Raw genomic sequence first — 16,936 nt, forward strand, 5'->3', positions numbered from 1 at the left:
CTGACCATGACACATTCCCTGCGTGGCAAGACCGCGATCGTCGGCATGGGCACGGCGGGCATGGGCGAGGCGCCAGGCTTCTCGGCGATGGAACTTCTGGGCCTTTCGGTGCGTGAGGCGCTCGACGATTGCGGGCTGCGGCTTGGCGACATTGACGCGGTGTTTGCCGCCACCTCCAGTCACGCCTTCGCATCGATGAGCGTGGTGGAATACCTCGGGCTAAAGCCGAAGTTCTTCGACAGTACCAATGTCGGCGGCTCTTCCTTCGAGATGCACCTTCTGCAAGCGACGCTGGCGCTGGAGGCAGGGCTGTGCGACACGGCGCTGATCTGCTACGGCTCGAACCAGCGCACCGCGGGCGGGCGGCTGGTCTCGATGTCCGAGCCGCAATGGCACGAGACGCCCTACCATCCGCGTCACCCGATCACCGGCTACGCGCTGGCGACCGCCCGGCACATGTACCAATACGGCACCACGCGCGAGGATCTGGCGGATGTGGCCGTGGCCGCGCGCGGCTGGGCCAACCTCAACCCCGAGGCTTTCGCCCGTGGGCCGCTGACCCGTGAGGACGTGCTGGGACGGCGCATGGTCTCGGACCCGCTGACCGCGGGGGATTGCTGCCTCGTGACCGATGGCGCCGCGGCCTGCATCCTGACCCGCGCCGATCGGGCGAGGGATTTCCCCAAGGCACCGGTCTATTTCCTTGGCGCGGCGGGCGCCAACTGGCACCGCTCGATCCAGGCGATGCCGGACCTCACCGTGACCGCAGCTTCGGACAGCGGGCCGCGCGCCTTCGAGATGGCGGGGATCGGGCATTCCGACATCGACCTGGTGATGTTGTACGACGCGTTCACCATCAACACGATCCTGTTCCTCGAAGATCTCGGCTTCTGCCCCAAGGGCGAGGGCGGGCGCTTCGTCCGCGATGGCCGCATCGCGCCGGGGGGGGCGCTTGCGGTGAACACCAACGGCGGCGGTCTTTCCTGCGTGCACCCGGGCATGTACGGCATGTTCCTGATCGCGGAAGCGGTGGCCCAGATCCGTGGCGAGGCTGGCGAGCGGCAGCTGGAGCGCGCGGATATCGCGCTGCTGAACGGCAACGGCGGCACGCTGTCAAGCCAGGTGACGGCGGTGCTGGGCTCTGCGATCGCGCTATGATCAGGCGCGATGACCTTTCGGGCTATGACTTCGCGGCGCTGGGGGCGCTTCTGTCACCAGGCTCGGTCGCGATCGTAGGCGCCTCGGCCGATCCGAGCCGGATCGGAGGTCGCCCGATCGCGGCGATGCTGCAGGCCGCCCACGCGCGGATCCTCGCCTCGGTCGCAGCAAATGTGGCGCGGGCGCGGGTCGGGGGCGCGCTTGTCGCCGGGCAGCTTTCGGGCGGTACCGAATGCCTGATGGGGGTCAGCCGCGATCCGGTCTTCGGCCCCGTCGTGGTCTTCGTCGATATCCTCAAGGACGTGGCGATCCGGCCCTGCCCGGTGCCCAAAGCCGAGGCGTGCGAGATGATCCTGTGGATCGGCGGCGCACAGATCTTGCGGGGTGCCCGCGGCCGTCCACCGGCCGACCTTGACGCCCTTGTGGCGATGCTCTCGCGCCTTTCGGTCTTTGCGCTGGCCGCGGGGGCACGCCTGGGGGCCATCGACCTGAACCCGGTCCTCGCGCTGCCCGATGGGGCCTGTACGCCGGACGCCGTCATCGACATCGCCCCCAAGGTCACCGCATGATCGACCCCGACCACCTGCTGAGCTATGATATACCGGAAGTGCGCCAGGCCTATGGCCCGCGCGACACTGCTTTTTACGCGCTGTCCATCGGTATTGGGCATGACCCGATGGACGCGGACGACCTGCGCTTTGTCGGGTCCGGCGCGCCGCGGCCCTTTCCGACGCTGCCGCTGGTTCTCGGGCATCCAGGCTTCTGGCTTGGCAACTCCGATACCGGGGTAGACGCGGTGCGTCTTGTGCATGGCGAACAGGGCATCACGATTCACGCCCCGCTGCCGCCCGAGGGCCAGGTGATCGGCAAGACCCGCGTCACCGGGCTGATCGACAAGGGCGCGGGCAGGGGCGCGCTGCTCTATTCCGAGAAGGAGCTGCGCGACGCGGCGACCGGCGCGCTTTACGCCACCACCACGGCGACCATCTTCCTGCGCGGCGACGGCGGGTTCAGCGGCACGCCGGGAAGCCGCTTCGGCCCCGGCGCAGAAGGGGGCGGGGCCCATACGCCGCCGGCCAGTCCGCCAGACGCGCGCTTCGAGACCCGGACCCGGCCCGAGCAGGCGCTCTGGTATCGCTGGAACGGCGATCATAACCCGCTGCATCTGTCGCCCGAGGTGGCGGCAAAAGCCGGGTTCGCGCGGCCGATCCTGCACGGACTTTGCACCCTCGGGATCGCCGCCTACGGGTTGGTGCGCACGCTTTGCGACCGCGATCCCGCGCGGCTCCGCGGCCTGCGCGGGCGCTTTACCGCGGCGGTCACCCCGGGCGAGACGCTGCGAACCGAGGTCTGGCGCGACGGGTCGTTCCGCACTGTCGAGGCGGAAAGCGGACGGGTGGTTGTCGGCGATGGGCTGGCGGTGATCGACTGAGGACACATCATGGGATTGAGCATCACGAATGACGGGCCGATCAGGGTCCTGACGCTGGACGAACCCGGTCGCCGCAACCCGGTGGGGCATGGTGTCCGGCTGGCCCTGCGCGACGCGTTGTCCGACGCAGAGCGCGAGCCGGAGGTCTCGGGCGTCGTGCTGACCGGGGCGGGGGGGCAGTTCTCGGCCGGCGGCGACATCCGCGACCAGCAGGGGGTGAGCGACATTCATGTCGCGCGGGACCGCTTCACGCTGATGAAGGAGCTACTGGGCCGGATGGCGCGGTTGTCCAAGCCGCTGGTGGCGGCGGTCGAGGGCTGGGCGGCGGGCGGCGGCTTTTCCCTTGCCGTGATCTGCGAGACGGTCGTCGCCGCCGAGGACGCCCATTTCGCCGCGAGTTTCGGGACGATCGGACTGTTCCCGGACATGCGTCTTCTGGCCACACTTCCGGCGCGGATCGGCGCCGGAAGGGCGCAACGGATCTTCCTGTCTTCGGGCCGGATCGACGCGGCCGAGGCGCTGCGGCTGGGCGCCGTGGACGAGGTCGTGCCGCCGGGCGCAGCCCTGAAGCGGGCGGTAGAGATTGCCCGCGCGGGCGCGGCGCTGGCGCCGTTACCGCGGATGCTGGTCAAGGATTACTACGCCGCCGAGATCGACCGCGCGCTCGACTATGAGCGCGAGTTGCAGCCTTTCCTGATGTTCAGCACCGACGCTTCCGAGGGTCGCGCGGCATTCTTCGAGAAACGCAAGCCCGCGTTCAAGGGCAAGTGACCAAGGCAGAAAGGGAGAGAGACATGACCATTGACCTGGGCCTTCAGGGCAAGGTTGCGATCGTCACCGGCGCGGGTGGGGGAATCGGCCGGAGCATCGCATTGGAATTTGCGAGGTCCGGCGCGCGGGTGGTGATCAACGATATCGGCGTGTCGCTGGGCGGCACGGGGGAACGGTCTTCTGCGCCCGCCGAGGAGACCAGGTCGATGATCGAGACGATGGGCGGAGAGGCGGTGATATCGTCGGAAAGCGTCTCGGACTGGGCCGGTGCAAAACGCACGGTCGAGATCGCGATGGATGCCTTTGGTCAGGTGGATGCGCTGGTGAACAACGCGGGCATCCTGCGCGACGTGATCTTCCACAAGATGGATCCATCCGACTGGGAGGCGGTGATCGGCGTCCACCTGAATGGCAGTTTCTACATGAGCCGCGCGGTGGCCGAGGTCTATCGGCTGCAGAATTCCGGTGCCTTCGTGCACATGACGTCGACCTCCGGTCTGATCGGGAACTTCGGCCAGGCGAACTATTCCGCCGCCAAGATGGGGATCGTGGGATTGTCGAAGTCGATCGCGCTGGACATGGCGCGGTTCGGGGTGCGCTCGAACTGCGTTGCGCCCTTCGCCTGGAGCCGTATGACGGATTCGATCCCCGCCAAGACGCCGGAGGAACAGGCCCGGGTCGAGCGGATGAAGAAGATGACCCCGGAGACCAACGCGCCGATCGTCGTCTTCCTCGCCTCGCCCGCGGCTGCGGGGGTGAACGGGCAGATATTCGCCGCGCGGATGAACGAGGTGTTCCTGTTCGGCCAGACACGGCCGATCCGCTCGGTCCAGGCCGCCGAGGGTTGGACGCCCGAGACGATCGCCGAGCGCGCGATGCCCGCCTTGCGCCCAAACCTGGTACCGATGGACCGGTCGGGCGACATCTTTAGCTGGGATCCGGTCTGAAGGGGGGGGCTTCAGGTTCCGTCGACACTGGCCTCATCAACCTTGGCCCCGGCGAATTCGGCGCGGATCGTCGATGTGTCCGCGCCGAGCCCGGGCACCCGGGAACCGATCCGCCGGGTGCCGTCGACGGCGGCGGCGGGCGCGGGCAGATCTTGCGGTCCGGTGGCCGTCTCGACCGTCGCGCGGGTGAGGTGGGGGTGGTCGATCAGGCCCGAAAGGTCGTTCACGTCGGCAAAGGCGATGTCGGCCTCCAGCAGCGCCTGCACCACGTCGGCCCGGGTCCGTTCGCCAAGACGGGCGGCGACGGTGGCATCCACCTTCACGCGATGCGCGACACGGGCATTGTTGCTGGCGAAGACCGGATCGCAGGGCAGGTCCGGATCGCCCAGCACGCGCGAGGCGAACGAGGCGAACTCGCGTTCGTTCTGGATCGCGATCAACAGGTGCGCGCCGTCAAGCGTGGTGAAGACGCCGTAGGGGCAGATTGACGGATGGGCGAGACCGATGCGCTTTGGCGGCTTGCCGGCCTTCGCGTGGAGATAGGGCACCGCCAGCCAATCGGCAATCACGTCGAACATCGAGATCCGGATGTCGGCGCCCCGCCCGTGGATCCCGCGGCCGATCAGCGCCTCGAGGATCGCGGCGTGGGCAGTCGCGCCGGTTGCGATGTCGACGATCGAGATGCCGACGCGGGCGGGCTCGTCCGGTCCGCCGGTGATGGAACACAGGCCGCTGTCGGCCTGGATCAGAAGGTCATAGGCCTTGCGGCCGGCATAGGGGCCGGTTTCTCCGTAGCCGCTGATCGAGCAGGTGATCAGCCGCGGATGGCGCGCCCTGAGGTCACCGGGTCCGACGCCCAACCGGTCCAGCGCGCCGGGCTTGAGGTTCTGCACCAGCACGTCGGCCCGGGCGACGATCCGCTCGAACAGCGCGCGGTCGGCGGGCGCCTTGAGGTCAAGCGCGAGCGACTGCTTCCCGCGGTTGAGCCAGACGAAGTAGCTCGACAGTCCACCGGCGGCGGTGTCGTAGCCGCGCGCGAAATCGCCCTCGGGGCGTTCGACCTTGATCACCCGCGCCCCGGCATCGGCAAGGCGTGCAGTACAGAAGGGCGCGGCGACGGCCTGTTCGACCGAAACCACCAGAAGGCCTTCAAGGGGGGCGTGTGCCATCGGGGTTCCTCCGCTCGCTGCCGCCGGCCACAGTAGCGGCAGATCCCGCGCGCGGCAAAAGCCGAATGCGAATTTCAGGAATGCCCATCGGATATGGAGTTGGCCGGGCCATGCCGGTCGGTGAGACCCTGAAGCTGCGTGCCTGGCCATTCGCCATCGGTGACCAGCCTGTGGACGGTCGCGTTCGGCATTTCCATGAACGGGCCGGTCAAGCGGCTTGCCAGGCGCGTGAGCGGCGTCCATGTCACCAGCGTGCGGTCCAGCGCGGGACTCTGGACCGGCCGGGCGACCAGCTGTCCCGCCACTTGCGGAAATCCACTATGCCGCTTCCTTATGGCTGTTACGCCATTCAATGCTCTTGCAGCAGATGCTTCGGGGCCACAGCCTGTGTCAAGATACCGCCCGCGCACAAGGGCGCATGAGGCCGCGAAGAGAAGCGCGGCCCATGCAGAAAGGCCCGAGGCGATCAGGCGCGCGCGGTGCCGGGGCGGCCGGCGAAGGTGGCCATGCAGGGCCGCGGGATCCTCGCGCGGCTGGTGCCGAGCAGCGTCGCGATCTGGGCGATGACCACGGCGGTGGAGGGCTGGCATCGTGGCACGGGCAGGCTCACGCCAGTGTTACGGGTGCCGATGTGAGTGTCGGACTTGATGGCCCTCGTCCCCGAGGGCTACACCGATATCGCGGGGTTCGCGCTGATGGTCGCGGTGGCCACCATTGCCATGCCTTGCGGGGAACCGATCGGGAAGGGCCCGCGCATGATCGACAAGAGGGTTGCAACACTGGCCGAGGCGATTGCACCGGTCGAGGAGGGCGCCGTGGTGATGATCGGGGGCTTCGGCACATCCGGCATTCCCTTCGGCCTGATCGATGCTCTGGCCAGCAGCGGGGTGGGCGGCCTCACCATCGTCTCGAACAACGCCGGGGCGGGCGAAGAGGGGATTTCGGTCCTCCTGAGGAACGGGCAGGTGGCGCGGGTGATCTGCTCTTACCCCCGCACCCCAGGCTCGATCTGGTTCGAGCGCCGTTATGCGGCCGGCGAGGTGGAACTTGAAGTCGTGCCGCAGGGTACTCTGGCCGAACGGATCCGTGCCGCAGGGGCGGGGCTTGGCGGCTTCTTCACCCCTACGGGCTATGGCACGAAGCTGGCCGAGGGCAAGGAGACGCGGCAGATCGACGGCCGCGGCCAGGTGCTGGAGATGGCGCTCCATGCCGACATCGCGTTGATCCGCGCGGAGGAGGCCGACCGCTGGGGGAACCTGTCGTTCCACGCCACCGCGCGCAACTTCAACCCGGTGATGGCGACGGCCGCAAAGCACACGATCGTTGAGGCGCGCCGCGTGCTCGACGGTCCCATGGACCCGGCGGCGGTGATCACGCCCGGCATCTTCGTGGGATCTGTCACCGAATACGGGGTCAGGCCATGAATGATCTTCACCGTCTCAGCGACAACGATGTCGCCCGCCGCCTTGCGCAGGACATTCCCGACGGCGCCTATGTCAACCTCGGCATCGGTATGCCGAACAAGGTGGCGGGGTTCGTGCCCGAGGGGCGTGAGGTCATGTTCCATTCCGAGAACGGCCTTCTTGGCGTCGGCCCGACGCCCGCGCCGGGCACCGAGGATCCCGAGTTGATCGATGCTTCGAAGCAGCTGGTGACGACGATCCCGGGCGCATCCTTCTTCGAGCATTCGACGAGCTTCGCGATGATGCGGGGCGGGCATATCGACATCGCGGTTCTAGGGGCCTACCAGGTGGCCGAGAACGGCGAACTGGCGAACTGGGCGACACTGGACGACAAGCACCCACCGGCGGTGGGCGGGGCGATGGACCTGGTGGTGGGTGTTCCGACGATCTACGCGATCATGCGCCATACCGGACGGGACGGATCGATCAAGCTGATGGAGCGGTGCAGCTATCCGCTGACCGGCCTCGGCGTCGTCAGCCGGGTCTACACCGACTTGTGCGTGTTGGATGTGACATCCGAGGGCTTCCGGCTGGTGGAGCTGGCTCCGGGAAACACGCTCGGCGCGGTGCAGGCGGTGACCGGAGCGAAGATCCATGCCTGAGGGCGGGCTTCGGCTGGTCTCGGCCACCATGGTCTTGCGTTCCTCGGTATCGGCAATCTAGGGTTCCCCGCCCGTGGCGCTCACGCTGAATATCGCGCCGTCGAATGGTGACGAGACGCGGCAGGGCCGAAACACCGCAGGAAGCCGCCCGTCCGCCCGGCGCCACGCGATATAGAACAGGTAGGTCGCCTGCGGCGGCCTTTGGACGATCAGTCCGGTTTAGCCTTCTTCCGCGCGGCAATAGTGCACGTCGCAATGGGTGCGGTGGCCGTTGAACGTGACCGTCGAGTAGTGCGCGAGCAGGACCGCCGCCGCGCCGATGGAAAAGCTTTCCTCGGCCTCGGGTGCCTCGGGTGCCGCCTCCGTCACGATCACGGCAAGGCACGCAGCAACCCGCAGGATGATCACGTCGGAAACCGCGCGGTTCTCGATACGAACGCGGCATCCCCAGCACATGTTCGGCGATGTAGCTCAGGATCAGGTTGGTCGAGATCGGCGCGACCTGGTAAAGCCGCGTCTCGCGGAACTTGCGCTCTACGTCGTATTCCTCGGCCAAACCAAAGCCGCGATGGGTCTGCACGCAGGCCTCGGCCGCGGCCCAACTCGCCTTGGCCGCCAGCAGCTTGGCGATGTTCGCCTCCTCGCCGCAATTCTCGTCCTCCTCGTAGCGGCGGCAGGCCTCCATCATCATCAACTAGGCGGCGCTTCTGGGCATAGGCACGGGCGATCGGGAACTGGATGCCTTGGTTCTGGCCGAACCGACGTTCGAAGGAAGAGACAGCCGGGCATCGGTGGGCTGCATCAACACCGCCAGAGTAAGGCTGAGGCAAGGGGTGCTGGCGGGCGCGAAACCCGAGCAGCGTTCGCGCCAGGATCGACCTTGCGTGATGTTACTTACCAAAGCGTATGATCGCGGATAGCTGGTTGCCAGCTTCGATAGCGACTTTAGGGTGACTGCCCGTCACAGGGCTTCTTGCACAGCAGAAGCGGAGCAAATCATGACTCTTTCAGTTCGACCCACACGCGCCAGGATCACCTCGGTCGCCCTCGTCGCGCTAATCTCCTTTGGGGGGATATCGGCGGTCGCCGCGCCCGCCCATGCGGACGGGATCTTTGCGCAGATCCTGCCCCAGATACTTTATGGCAATACCGACGACAACGGTTACCGGCGTGCCTACCATAGCGATGACTACTGGCGTCAGCGCCGGGAACGCGAACATTTCCGCCGCTACTACCGGCGCGAGGGCGACCAGCGCTGGCGGAACAATCGAGACGAGGGCAACCGCTATCGCAGCGCCGAGCGCGGCGATTGATCTGGGCCACCCCCCGGACCGAAGGAGCCGCAGCAGGGCGCTGTCCGAAGAAGGATTGATCGCGCCGGTAGGTTTCTTGGCAGGACGATCATGGGGCTGACGGGGCGGGCATCGGCCCCGACACCAGCCTTGCCGGGATCAGTCCGCGCAAGGAGTTCCCCAGGAAAAGCGCCTCGGCGCTGGCAAGATCGGCAAGTGTCAGCCCCGCCGGCCGGGCCTTGCCCTGGGCCAGAAGCTGTTCGCGCAGCACCCCGGGCAGCAGCCCTGCACCGGTGTCAGGGGTCAGCAGGACACCGTTCCTGAGTACAAAAATATTGCTGATCGTCCCCTCGCACAAAGCGCCAAAATGGTTGCAAAAGACGATTTCGTCGACGCCGGGCGGCAGCTCCGCCCGGTGGCGGTTGTAAAGCGACCGGCGGGTGGTCTTGTGGCGCAGCCAGGGGTCGGCCGCGTGAAGCCGATCACGGGCGATCGCAAAGTTCCAGATCGGCGGATCGGGGGCTAGCACCGCCGAATTCAGCTTGAAGCGTCCGGTGCGATTCAGCGTCAGGCGCAGCCGCAGCGGCCCTGCGCCGGAGGCCTCGGCAAGGGCGGCCAGCGCGCCGCCCCGATCGAAGGGAAAGCCGAAGGCGGTTGCGCTGCGGGCCATCCGTGCAAGGTGAAGATCACAACGAACAAGGCCCTGGCCGGGATCGAAGCGCAGCGTCTCGATGATCTCTAGCTCGCCTAGCTCCTGGTCGGACAGGCTGCGAAACGCGTCTTCCAAAGGGCTTCCTCATATTCGGCTTCGGCTGTGCTGTCGTGCACGATACCGCCACCGACATTCAACCGTGCGGTGCCGTCACCGGGCAAGACCAGGGTGCGTATGGCAACGTTGAACTCGGTTTCGCCAGTGGGTGCGATCCAGCCGATCGCCCCGCAATATGCGCCCCTTGGATCCGGCTCCAATGCGCGAATGATCTCCATCGCGCGGATCTTTGGTGCGCCGGTCACGGAACCGCAGGGAAAAAGCGCCGCGAACATCTCGTGCAGCGACAGGTCGCGGCGCAGCTGCGCCGAGATGTGAGAGGTCATCTGATGTACCGTCGCAAAGGTCTCGACGTGGAAAAGCCGATGCACGCGGACCGAGCCGAGTTCGGCCAGCCGGGAAATATCGTTGCGCAGGAGGTCGACGATCATCAAGTTTTCGGCGCGGTTCTTTGGATCGTTCGCCAGCCAGTCGCGCCGCATCGCGTCCTCTGCCGCGTCGCCGGCGCGCGCCAGGGTGCCCTTCATCGGCCGGGTCTCGATGCGGCCGGCGGCATCGGTGCGAAAGAACAGCTCTGGCGAGCGCGACAACAGGACCGGTCCGCCGAGATCGACAAAGGCGCCGAAGGGAACCGGCTGACGCGCGGCCAGCGCCGTGTAAAGATCGACCGGCGACACGCTTGCATCGTGGCCGAGGTCTGTGCTCAGCGGAAAAGTCAGGTTGACTTGATAGACATCGCCGCTGCCGATCAGCGCATGCACTTGATCGAACGCCGCGCGGTACTGTCGAAAATCCCACGCGGGCGTCAGTGCCGACAGCCCATCGAGGGCGTGGGGAAAAGGCGCGGCCGGGACCGGGGCCGGGATTGGCCCGTCGAAGGCGCCGAACATCAGCAGCGGCAGGGATCGGTTCGCCGGCATCAGGGGGCTCAGGCGATCGGTCAGGGCATAGCCCAGCTCATAGCTGGCATAGCCCGCTAGCCATTTCCCCCCGGCGCGGGCCTTTTCCAGCGCATCGAAGGCCTGCGGAATTTCTTCGGGGCGGTCGGCGCGGATGATTTCGCGCGGCGCGTCGAACAGGGTTCCCCCCGACAAAGGGCCCTGATCGAAAATTACCTGTGCTGCGGCTGTTGTCGCCATCGGCTGTTCCCGGTTGCCTGGGGGCGGCGGCCATCGCCGTGCCCGTGCCGCTTTCGACTGTTCCGCAGGCGGCGTCAAGCGCGGTGGCGGGGAAGAGGCGGTTCGCGAAATCCGAACGGTTGCGCCAGGAGGATCTTGCGCTTCCGATCCGGCGGCGTGGCCGAGACGACGACCAGACGGCGGAGATGGAGCCACAGCTTCAGCAAGGCCGTCACGGCGGTCGTGCCGCCCGAAGTCTGCCGCCGTTCCCATATTCGCCCAGTTCGCGGCACAGCCGTTTCCATCGCTGCCAGAGTTCAGCCATCCCTAATATTGGAATGAACCCATTGCAGGCGATGGTCCTTGATGCTTAGGAACGCCGCCAAAGCAAGGGACGGAAGGGCGCCATGTCGGACCATCAAGCCAGCACAGGGACGAAGACGTTGACCTCGGTGGCGGGGCTTGTCGACGCCGGTCTCGTCCAGGGCGACCGTGCGGTTCTAGAGAAGGTGGCGCAGGAGTTCCGCGTGGCGATCACCCCGGATCTCAGCCGCCTTGCCGACCCCGCCGCGCCGGCGGATCCCATCCGGGCGCAATTCGTGCCCTCGCCGGATGAGCTTGAAACCCATGATTGGGAAACCGGCGATCCGATCGGCGACGAGGTCCACGAGGTGGTGAAGGGCGTCACCCACCGCTACCCCGACCGCGTCTTGCTGAAGCCGACCCATACCTGCCGGGTCTATTGCCGCTTCTGTTTCCGGCGCGAGAAGGTCGGCGACGCCGGCGAACAGCTGACAGAGGATGAATTGGACCAGGCGCTTGCCTACATCCGGTCGCATCCCGAGGTCTGGGAGGTGATCCTGAGCGGCGGCGATCCCCTGGTGCTGTCGGACCGGCGCCTGGCGCGGGTGATGGCCGCGCTGGACGCCATCGAACATGTCAAGGTCATCCGCCTGCACACCCGGGTTCCGGTCGCCGATCCCGCGCGCGTCACCGGGGGCCTTCTGGCCGCGCTTGGCGTCAAGACGGCGGTCTATGTGGTGGTCCATTGCAACCACGCGAAAGAGCTGAGCACCCCGGTCCGCGGCGCGATCGCACGCCTCGTCGACGCGGGGATCCCGGTGCTGTCGCAATCGGTCCTGCTGAAAGGCGTCAACGACAGCCCCGAGGCCCTGCGCGACCTGACCCGCGCCCTGGTCGAGACCCGCGTCAAACCCTATTACCTGCACCATCCCGACCTGGCGCGCGGCACCGGGCATTTCCGTGTCTCGATCCGGCGCGGCCTTGCCCTGATGCGCGCCCTGCGCGGGGTTGTGTCGGGCCTTTGCCAGCCGACCTATGTGCTTGATATTCCGGGTGGTTTCGGCAAGGTTCCGCTGACGCCTCAAGCCCTGCGCGAAACCGGCGCCGGCCGTTACGAGGTGCGGGATTTCCGGGGAACGACCCACGCCTATGCCGACCCGATCGACCCGCTTCAGACGATCGCCTCGATCGACGACACGAGCTTGTAGAACGGCACGGAAAGTGGATACAGGCGCGGGCGAAGGGCGATACCGGTCAACGTCCCGGCCGAGTGCGCCGAGCCGGTGGCGACGCCGTCAACGCGCCTTCGCCCGCTGCGGATCTTGAACGGGGCATCGCGGGCGCGGATTGGTTGAACCAATACGCGATCCATCCTCGGCGCTGTCGGATTGCGCTGTCGGCAAGGATGCCGTCGGGCGGTGCTTGCAGTATCGCCCGGACCGATACACATATCGGTTTTATGTGCTATGGCCCATAAACATGATTTATGCGTCGCAGCACATATTGACAATTTATGCCCTAAAACGCATAAACGATGCATGAGCAAGCTGGCCAGAACCTCAAGGCAGATCGGCACCATCATCCAGCGCACACGCAAGCAGCGTGGCTGGACGCAGGCGCAGCTTGCCGAACGCGCGGGGCTTCGCCAAGAGACGATCTCGATCATCGAGAGCGGCGAGAAACCCTCGAAACTTCCGTCGATCCTTGCGGTGCTTGCCGCCCTTGACCTCGAATTCACCATCGGTCCCCGGGCCAAGGGAACGGCGTCGGATATCGAGGAGCTGTTCTGATGGGCCGGCGCCCGCGATATGCGCCGCTGCGCGTCTATCTCAACAACCGGCGCATCGGCACGCTTGAGCGCGAGCCAAGCGGCGCGATCAGCTTCGCCTATCATCCCGACTGGCTGAACTGGGCGCAGGCGCTGCCCGTCTCGCTTTCGCTGCCCCTGCGCGAAACCCCGTATCGCGGCGAGCCGGTCATTGCGGTCTTCGAGAACCTTCTGCCGGATTCGGACGCCTTGCGGCGCCGGGTCGCCGAAAAGGTCGGCGCGCGCGGCATCGACGCCTACAGCCTGCTTGCCGCGATCGGACGGGATTGCGTCGGCGCGCTGCAATTCATCGCCGGTGATGCCGAGGCGATCGACAGCACCGGACGGATCGAGGGCGAGGCGGTCGATGACGTGGCCATCGAGAAGATCCTGAAAGGATTGGGCCAGGCCCCGCTTGGGCTTTCACGCGACGACGACTTTCGCATTTCCGTCGCCGGCGCTCAGGAGAAGACGGCGCTGCTGCGCTACAACGGCCAATGGATCAAGCCGCACGGCACGACGCCGACGACGCATCTGCTCAAGACGCAGATCGGCCGGCTGCCGAACGGCATCGACCTTTCCAACAGCGTCGAGAACGAATTCTATTGCCTGAAGCTGGCCGAGGCTTTCGGCCTGCCGGTCAATCAGGCGCGTATCGAGACATTCGGCGAGACCAAGGCGCTTGTCATCGAACGCTTCGATCGCCGTTGGGCGAAAGACGGCCGCCTGTTGCGACTGCCGCAGGAAGATTGCTGTCAGGCGCTATCGGTGCCACCGACCCTCAAATACCAAAGTGACGGCGGCCCCGGCGTCGTGGACATTCTTGGCCTTCTGACGGGCAGCGACACGCCGACGGCGGATCAGGACCTGTTCTTCAAGGCGCAGATCGTCTTCTGGCTCATGGGGGCCACGGACGGCCACGCCAAGAACTTCAGCCTGTTCATCGGGCCGGGCGGTTCCTACCACATGACGCCGCTCTATGACATCCTGTCGGCACAGCCGAGCCTGATCGCCCGCCAGATCGAACGCAAACAGATGAAGCTTGCGATGTCTGTGGGTGACCGGCGACACTACCGCGCGGACCAGATCCATGGGCGGCACTTCCTGCAGACGGCGACACGCGGTGGCCTGTCAAAGACGCGCGCCCTCGGCTTGCTGGACGATGTCGCGGCCCGCGCAGGGGCTGCGCTGGACACGGTCGCGGCCGCGTTGCCGAAAGACTTCCCCGAAGAAATCCATGACGCGGTTCGATCCGCGGTCATCGACCGCGCGCGCGGCCTGGTGATCGATAAAGGAACGGATGCCTGACGGCGCGCCCGAGGAACCGCTTGCGCGATAGTCCCACCAGCGCCACCGCGTCATGGAAGCTGCGTTTGAATTGTCCGCCGATGCGCTGACGCGAGAAACTCCGCCAGAGAAACTGTTGCGCGCTGGCGGGGCCGGGTTTGGCTGTGCAACCAGGCTTGAGACAAGGTCGAGGTCCCGCTGCACGGGACGTTGCGGATCACGGGGCCAAGCGCCGAAAGATCATGGCGCCGGGATGGTGTGATGCTGTCCCTCGCGATTGCGGCGCTGCGTCCTACCAGACCCAAAACAGCAAAAGCCAGGGACTGAGGCCTGCAATGATTCCGCCGGCCCCGGCCAGGGCTGCGATGGCACGCCGGCTGCGTCGCGCGTAGCGGCCCGCGATCTGCCACAGAAGAACGACGCTCCAACTGGATGCAAGAGCCAGCGCGGTTGCCCGGGCCTCTGGCACCCACGGAAGGGCGACGCCATCGGCACGAAGGAGCGTCACCGTCTGCGCCGACAGGCCGAGGATCACCCCACAGGCGGCGACCGGCAGCAGGGCGAGCGCGAGATGGTGGAAGCGCCGCAGGTCGCGGAGCGGGCCGAGGATGCGGGCCGCCACAAGCAGCGGCGCAGCGATGGCCAGCGTCAGGACACCCGCCGCGGCGAAGACGAAGATCAGAAGCGTCGCGCCGTCGAGCACGGTCATCACGTCGTTGCGCCCGGGATAGTCGGTAAGCAGCCACCAGGGCAGGCGCGCCTGCAGCGGCCAAAGGATGCCGGCGTCGACGAGCCAGCTCGCGAGCTGAAGCTTGATGGCGATGAACCAGGGCGACGCCGACCACAGAAAAGCGCCGGGCGCCACGCCCATCAGGCCGGTGATGGTCAGCAGGCTTTCCCAGCGCGTCGCCAAGCCTCCGCGCTGCACGACCTCGCTGCCCGGCGCGCGCGGGCGAAGTTCGATCGCGTCGCGAAAGCCCGCGCAGCGACCGCACATGTGGCAGCCCGAGGCACTGTCGAGGCCGCGAAGCGGCACCAGCGGCGCGCAGGTGACTTGTGTCGTGCGCCCCTGATCCGGCGCGGTGCGCGCCCAGGCCTCCATGTCGGCGCCGTAATGCATTGGCGCAAGCTTGGCCAGCAGGCCGAAGACGCCGTTGACGGGGCAGAGGTAGCGGCACCAGACCCGGTGGTTGCGGCCGTAAAGATAGCCCACGACGATCGCGGCGACGGTTGAACCGCCCAGGATGACAAGGGCCGGGCCTGGATATTGGTAGACGCTGACGAGTTGGCCGTAGACGGTGGTCAGAACGAATGCGGCAAAGGGCCAGCCGGGCCAACGCATCCAGCGCGGTGTCGCGCGGCCGCGGCCGCGGCGGCTGACTGCTTCGCTAAGCGCGCCTTCCGGGCACAGAAGGCCGCACCAGAGCCGGCCGAAGAGAAGCATCGACAACAGCACCCCCGGCCACCAGATGCCCCAGAAAACGAACTGGGCAAAGAGCGTCAGATCGTTCCAGACATGCGCGCTGCGGCCCGGCAGCGGGATCAGGTTCGGACCGATCAGCAGCACGGCATAGATGATGACCACGCCCCATTGCAGCCGGCGCACGGCACGCTGATGGCGGCGAAGCCAATCGCCCGTGCGGGCCAGCCGGAACGCCCAAGCGTCGTGGCGCCGCCCCGCCGTGGCGGAAAACGCGGGCGGTGGCATGGATCCGTCAGGCATGGGCGAGGCCGCGGGTCTGACGCGGCAAGGCGAAGGCGATCCCTCCCCAGTAGACGAGCCGGCGAGCAATGGTCATCAGATCCGGAGCAGCGCGGTAGCCGGGCAGGGCAGCGGCGATGGATCCAATGCGCAACCCCGCCGCCGCAACGATCATCGTCAGTGCCGGCCGGGTCATCGGCGGTCCCTCATTCCCTATCGTTCGGTCAATAAGAGCCGATCTTGCCGACACCGGCAAAGACGAAATCGTAACTTGTCGTCAGTGGCTTGAACCAGGGTGGGACGCCGGTTTCCTTGTCGACGTGACGGCCGAATTCGGGGCCGGGCGCCTCGATGGTGAAGGTCAGGTGGTATTTGCCGACACCATCGAGTTTGACGTTGTCTCCGTAATGGGGCCCGTCACTGGCCACCATGGGCATCAGCTTGCCGGTGATGGTCTTGCCGCCCGCTTTGGTCAGCTCGTAGGTGATGCGCAGATAGGGCATCCAGGCACCCTCGGCGAAGCCGCCGGCATTGTCGGCCAGCGCGTGAATGTCGGCCTCCAGATGGATGTCCGTCGCGGCTGCCGGCGCCATGATATCGGGGGGATCCATCTTGATGGGCTGAAGATAGACCGCACCGATTTCCATGCCGGCGACATCGACAGGTGTTCCGACCGGGTATTCCTTGGCGAAACTTACGCAAGGCGCCGCCGCAAGCGCCACGGTGGTGAACACGGCCAGCATCGATCGGGTGTCAGGTCTCATTGCGCTCGGGCTCCCAGGTTCGCTTTTGAGTCGACGGAACCATAACAGCAAGAATTTCCGAGTAAAAGACTAAGGTTACTAAAAGACTCGGGTAATGTCTTGACGCCGCGCGACGTGGTGATGTCACGGAGGTGATGAAAATTGGAACGTGGCGCAATATCCGGGTGAGGTGAAAGCCACCCAAGGGGAAGCTCGTCTCCACGACGACTTCTGCAACAATGACCAGGCCGTGCCAACGCACACAGTCGCAGATGCGCAGGGGCCGGTCTCTCCTTTGAGGTGCATGCGCCGTGTTGCACCAAAGGGAACTGGAACTTCGCAGTCGCCCCTTGAACCTCTAGTTGCTGAAGGT

The 16,936-nt window shown here is 66.4% G+C and carries 21 protein-coding genes and 1 pseudogene; 11 read left to right on the plus strand and 11 right to left on the minus strand.

Features of this window, described 5'->3' with window-relative positions; all coding sequences use genetic code 11:
* Positions 1–6 precede the first annotated feature (6 nt).
* From BLV97_RS13280 to BLV97_RS13300, 5 genes are read left to right on the plus strand one after another with little or no spacing between them, the layout of a single operon-like run.
* Complete coding sequence (locus BLV97_RS13280) at positions 7–1,158, plus strand: thiolase (RefSeq protein ID WP_092164098.1); 1,152 nt, start codon at positions 7–9, stop codon at positions 1,156–1,158.
* Complete coding sequence (locus BLV97_RS13285) at positions 1,155–1,727, plus strand: acetate--CoA ligase family protein (RefSeq protein ID WP_035846949.1); 573 nt, start codon at positions 1,155–1,157, stop codon at positions 1,725–1,727. Before BLV97_RS13280 ends, BLV97_RS13285 begins: the two co-directional genes overlap by 4 nt.
* Entirely contained in the window at positions 1,724–2,590 is an 867-nt protein-coding gene (locus BLV97_RS13290; RefSeq protein WP_035846951.1) for a MaoC/PaaZ C-terminal domain-containing protein, read from the plus strand. The genes BLV97_RS13285 and BLV97_RS13290 overlap by 4 nt, the downstream gene beginning before the upstream one ends.
* 9 nt (positions 2,591–2,599) lie before the next feature.
* Positions 2,600–3,361 carry an enoyl-CoA hydratase/isomerase family protein gene (locus BLV97_RS13295; protein WP_035846954.1) on the plus strand — a complete coding sequence of 254 codons (762 nt, stop codon included), beginning with the start codon at positions 2,600–2,602 and terminating at the stop codon, positions 3,359–3,361.
* Positions 3,362–3,384: 23 nt separating this feature from the next.
* Positions 3,385–4,308: an SDR family NAD(P)-dependent oxidoreductase gene (locus BLV97_RS13300; RefSeq protein WP_035846956.1), complete on the plus strand. Its 924-nt coding sequence runs from the start codon at positions 3,385–3,387 to the stop codon at positions 4,306–4,308.
* Positions 4,309–4,319: 11 nt separating this feature from the next.
* On the opposite strand, the gene BLV97_RS13305 is transcribed toward BLV97_RS13300, so the two are convergent.
* The 3 genes from BLV97_RS13305 to BLV97_RS21800 all read right to left on the minus strand — a co-directional run bounded on the left by BLV97_RS13305 (position 4,320) and on the right by BLV97_RS21800 (position 6,075).
* Complete coding sequence (locus BLV97_RS13305; protein ID WP_035846958.1) at positions 4,320–5,477, minus strand: CaiB/BaiF CoA transferase family protein; 1,158 nt, start codon at positions 5,475–5,477, stop codon at positions 4,320–4,322.
* Between the two features lie 74 nt (positions 5,478–5,551).
* Positions 5,552–5,782 carry a hypothetical protein gene (locus BLV97_RS13310; RefSeq protein ID WP_035846960.1) on the minus strand — a complete coding sequence of 77 codons (231 nt, stop codon included), beginning with the start codon at positions 5,780–5,782 and terminating at the stop codon, positions 5,552–5,554.
* Between the two features lie 161 nt (positions 5,783–5,943).
* On the minus strand, positions 5,944–6,075 hold the full coding sequence (locus tag BLV97_RS21800; RefSeq protein ID WP_280138187.1) for a hypothetical protein: 132 nt from the start codon (positions 6,073–6,075) through the stop codon (positions 5,944–5,946).
* Between the two features lie 49 nt (positions 6,076–6,124).
* Here BLV97_RS21800 and BLV97_RS13315 point away from each other — a divergent pair, with 49 nt between their 5' ends.
* A complete protein-coding gene (locus BLV97_RS13315; RefSeq protein WP_244521030.1) occupies positions 6,125–6,901 on the plus strand; it encodes a 3-oxoacid CoA-transferase subunit A in 777 nt (258 codons plus the stop codon).
* The gene (locus BLV97_RS13320) at positions 6,898–7,542 is read left to right on the plus strand and encodes a 3-oxoacid CoA-transferase subunit B (RefSeq protein ID WP_035846962.1); all 645 of its coding nucleotides are present in this window, start codon (positions 6,898–6,900) and stop codon (positions 7,540–7,542) included. Before BLV97_RS13315 ends, BLV97_RS13320 begins: the two co-directional genes overlap by 4 nt.
* Before the next feature lie 219 nt (positions 7,543–7,761).
* On the opposite strand, the gene BLV97_RS21220 is transcribed toward BLV97_RS13320, so the two are convergent.
* Both BLV97_RS21220 and BLV97_RS13325 read right to left on the minus strand, forming a co-directional pair.
* The gene (locus BLV97_RS21220) at positions 7,762–7,998 is read right to left on the minus strand and encodes a hypothetical protein (RefSeq protein WP_035846964.1); all 237 of its coding nucleotides are present in this window, start codon (positions 7,996–7,998) and stop codon (positions 7,762–7,764) included.
* Positions 7,973–8,312, minus strand: a pseudogene (locus BLV97_RS13325) (acyl-CoA dehydrogenase family protein); the annotation flags it as partial. The pseudogene BLV97_RS13325 and the gene BLV97_RS21220, both read right to left, overlap by 26 nt.
* Positions 8,313–8,540: 228 nt before the next feature.
* On the opposite strand from BLV97_RS13325, the gene BLV97_RS13330 reads away from it, so the two are divergent.
* Positions 8,541–8,855 carry a hypothetical protein gene (locus BLV97_RS13330; protein ID WP_035846967.1) on the plus strand — a complete coding sequence of 105 codons (315 nt, stop codon included), beginning with the start codon at positions 8,541–8,543 and terminating at the stop codon, positions 8,853–8,855.
* 88 nt (positions 8,856–8,943) lie between these two features.
* Here BLV97_RS13330 and BLV97_RS13335 read toward each other — a convergent pair whose 3' ends face one another.
* Together BLV97_RS13335 and BLV97_RS13340 are read right to left on the minus strand one after the other, a co-directional pair.
* A complete protein-coding gene (locus BLV97_RS13335; RefSeq protein ID WP_051646345.1) occupies positions 8,944–9,621 on the minus strand; it encodes an aminotransferase class IV family protein in 678 nt (225 codons plus the stop codon).
* Positions 9,582–10,742, minus strand: coding sequence for an aminodeoxychorismate synthase component I (locus BLV97_RS13340; RefSeq protein WP_035846969.1), 1,161 nt, complete (start codon positions 10,740–10,742; stop codon positions 9,582–9,584). Before BLV97_RS13340 ends, BLV97_RS13335 begins: the two co-directional genes overlap by 40 nt.
* A gap of 386 nt (positions 10,743–11,128) precedes the next feature.
* On the opposite strand from BLV97_RS13340, the gene BLV97_RS13345 reads away from it, so the two are divergent.
* Complete coding sequence (locus tag BLV97_RS13345; protein ID WP_051646346.1) at positions 11,129–12,232, plus strand: lysine-2,3-aminomutase-like protein; 1,104 nt, start codon at positions 11,129–11,131, stop codon at positions 12,230–12,232.
* Here BLV97_RS13345 and BLV97_RS20795 read toward each other — a convergent pair.
* The gene (locus BLV97_RS20795) at positions 12,196–12,396 is read right to left on the minus strand and encodes a hypothetical protein (RefSeq protein WP_143037537.1); all 201 of its coding nucleotides are present in this window, start codon (positions 12,394–12,396) and stop codon (positions 12,196–12,198) included. The genes BLV97_RS13345 and BLV97_RS20795 overlap by 37 nt on opposite strands.
* A 166-nt stretch (positions 12,397–12,562) precedes the next feature.
* Between BLV97_RS20795 and BLV97_RS13350 the strand changes: the two genes are divergently transcribed.
* Positions 12,563–12,814 carry a helix-turn-helix domain-containing protein gene (locus BLV97_RS13350; RefSeq protein WP_035846971.1) on the plus strand — a complete coding sequence of 84 codons (252 nt, stop codon included), beginning with the start codon at positions 12,563–12,565 and terminating at the stop codon, positions 12,812–12,814.
* Positions 12,814–14,139 (plus strand): type II toxin-antitoxin system HipA family toxin, encoded by a 1,326-nt coding sequence (locus tag BLV97_RS13355; protein ID WP_035846974.1) that lies wholly within the window; start codon positions 12,814–12,816, stop codon positions 14,137–14,139. Before BLV97_RS13350 ends, BLV97_RS13355 begins: the two co-directional genes overlap by 1 nt.
* 271 nt (positions 14,140–14,410) lie before the next feature.
* On the opposite strand, the gene BLV97_RS13360 is transcribed toward BLV97_RS13355, so the two are convergent.
* The 3 genes from BLV97_RS13360 to BLV97_RS13370 are packed head-to-tail and all read right to left on the minus strand — an operon-like array spanning position 14,411 to position 16,584.
* Positions 14,411–15,826 carry a 4Fe-4S binding protein gene (locus BLV97_RS13360; RefSeq protein WP_051646347.1) on the minus strand — a complete coding sequence of 472 codons (1,416 nt, stop codon included), beginning with the start codon at positions 15,824–15,826 and terminating at the stop codon, positions 14,411–14,413.
* A 7-nt stretch (positions 15,827–15,833) separates the two neighbouring features.
* Entirely contained in the window at positions 15,834–16,016 is a 183-nt protein-coding gene (locus BLV97_RS13365) for a hypothetical protein (protein WP_035846977.1), read from the minus strand.
* A 28-nt stretch (positions 16,017–16,044) separates the two neighbouring features.
* Positions 16,045–16,584 (minus strand): iron transporter, encoded by a 540-nt coding sequence (locus BLV97_RS13370; RefSeq protein ID WP_081825219.1) that lies wholly within the window; start codon positions 16,582–16,584, stop codon positions 16,045–16,047.
* Positions 16,585–16,936: the final 352 nt, after the last annotated feature.

Source organism: Allgaiera indica, assembly GCF_900106675.1.
Lineage (GTDB): Bacteria > Pseudomonadota > Alphaproteobacteria > Rhodobacterales > Rhodobacteraceae > Acidimangrovimonas > Acidimangrovimonas indica.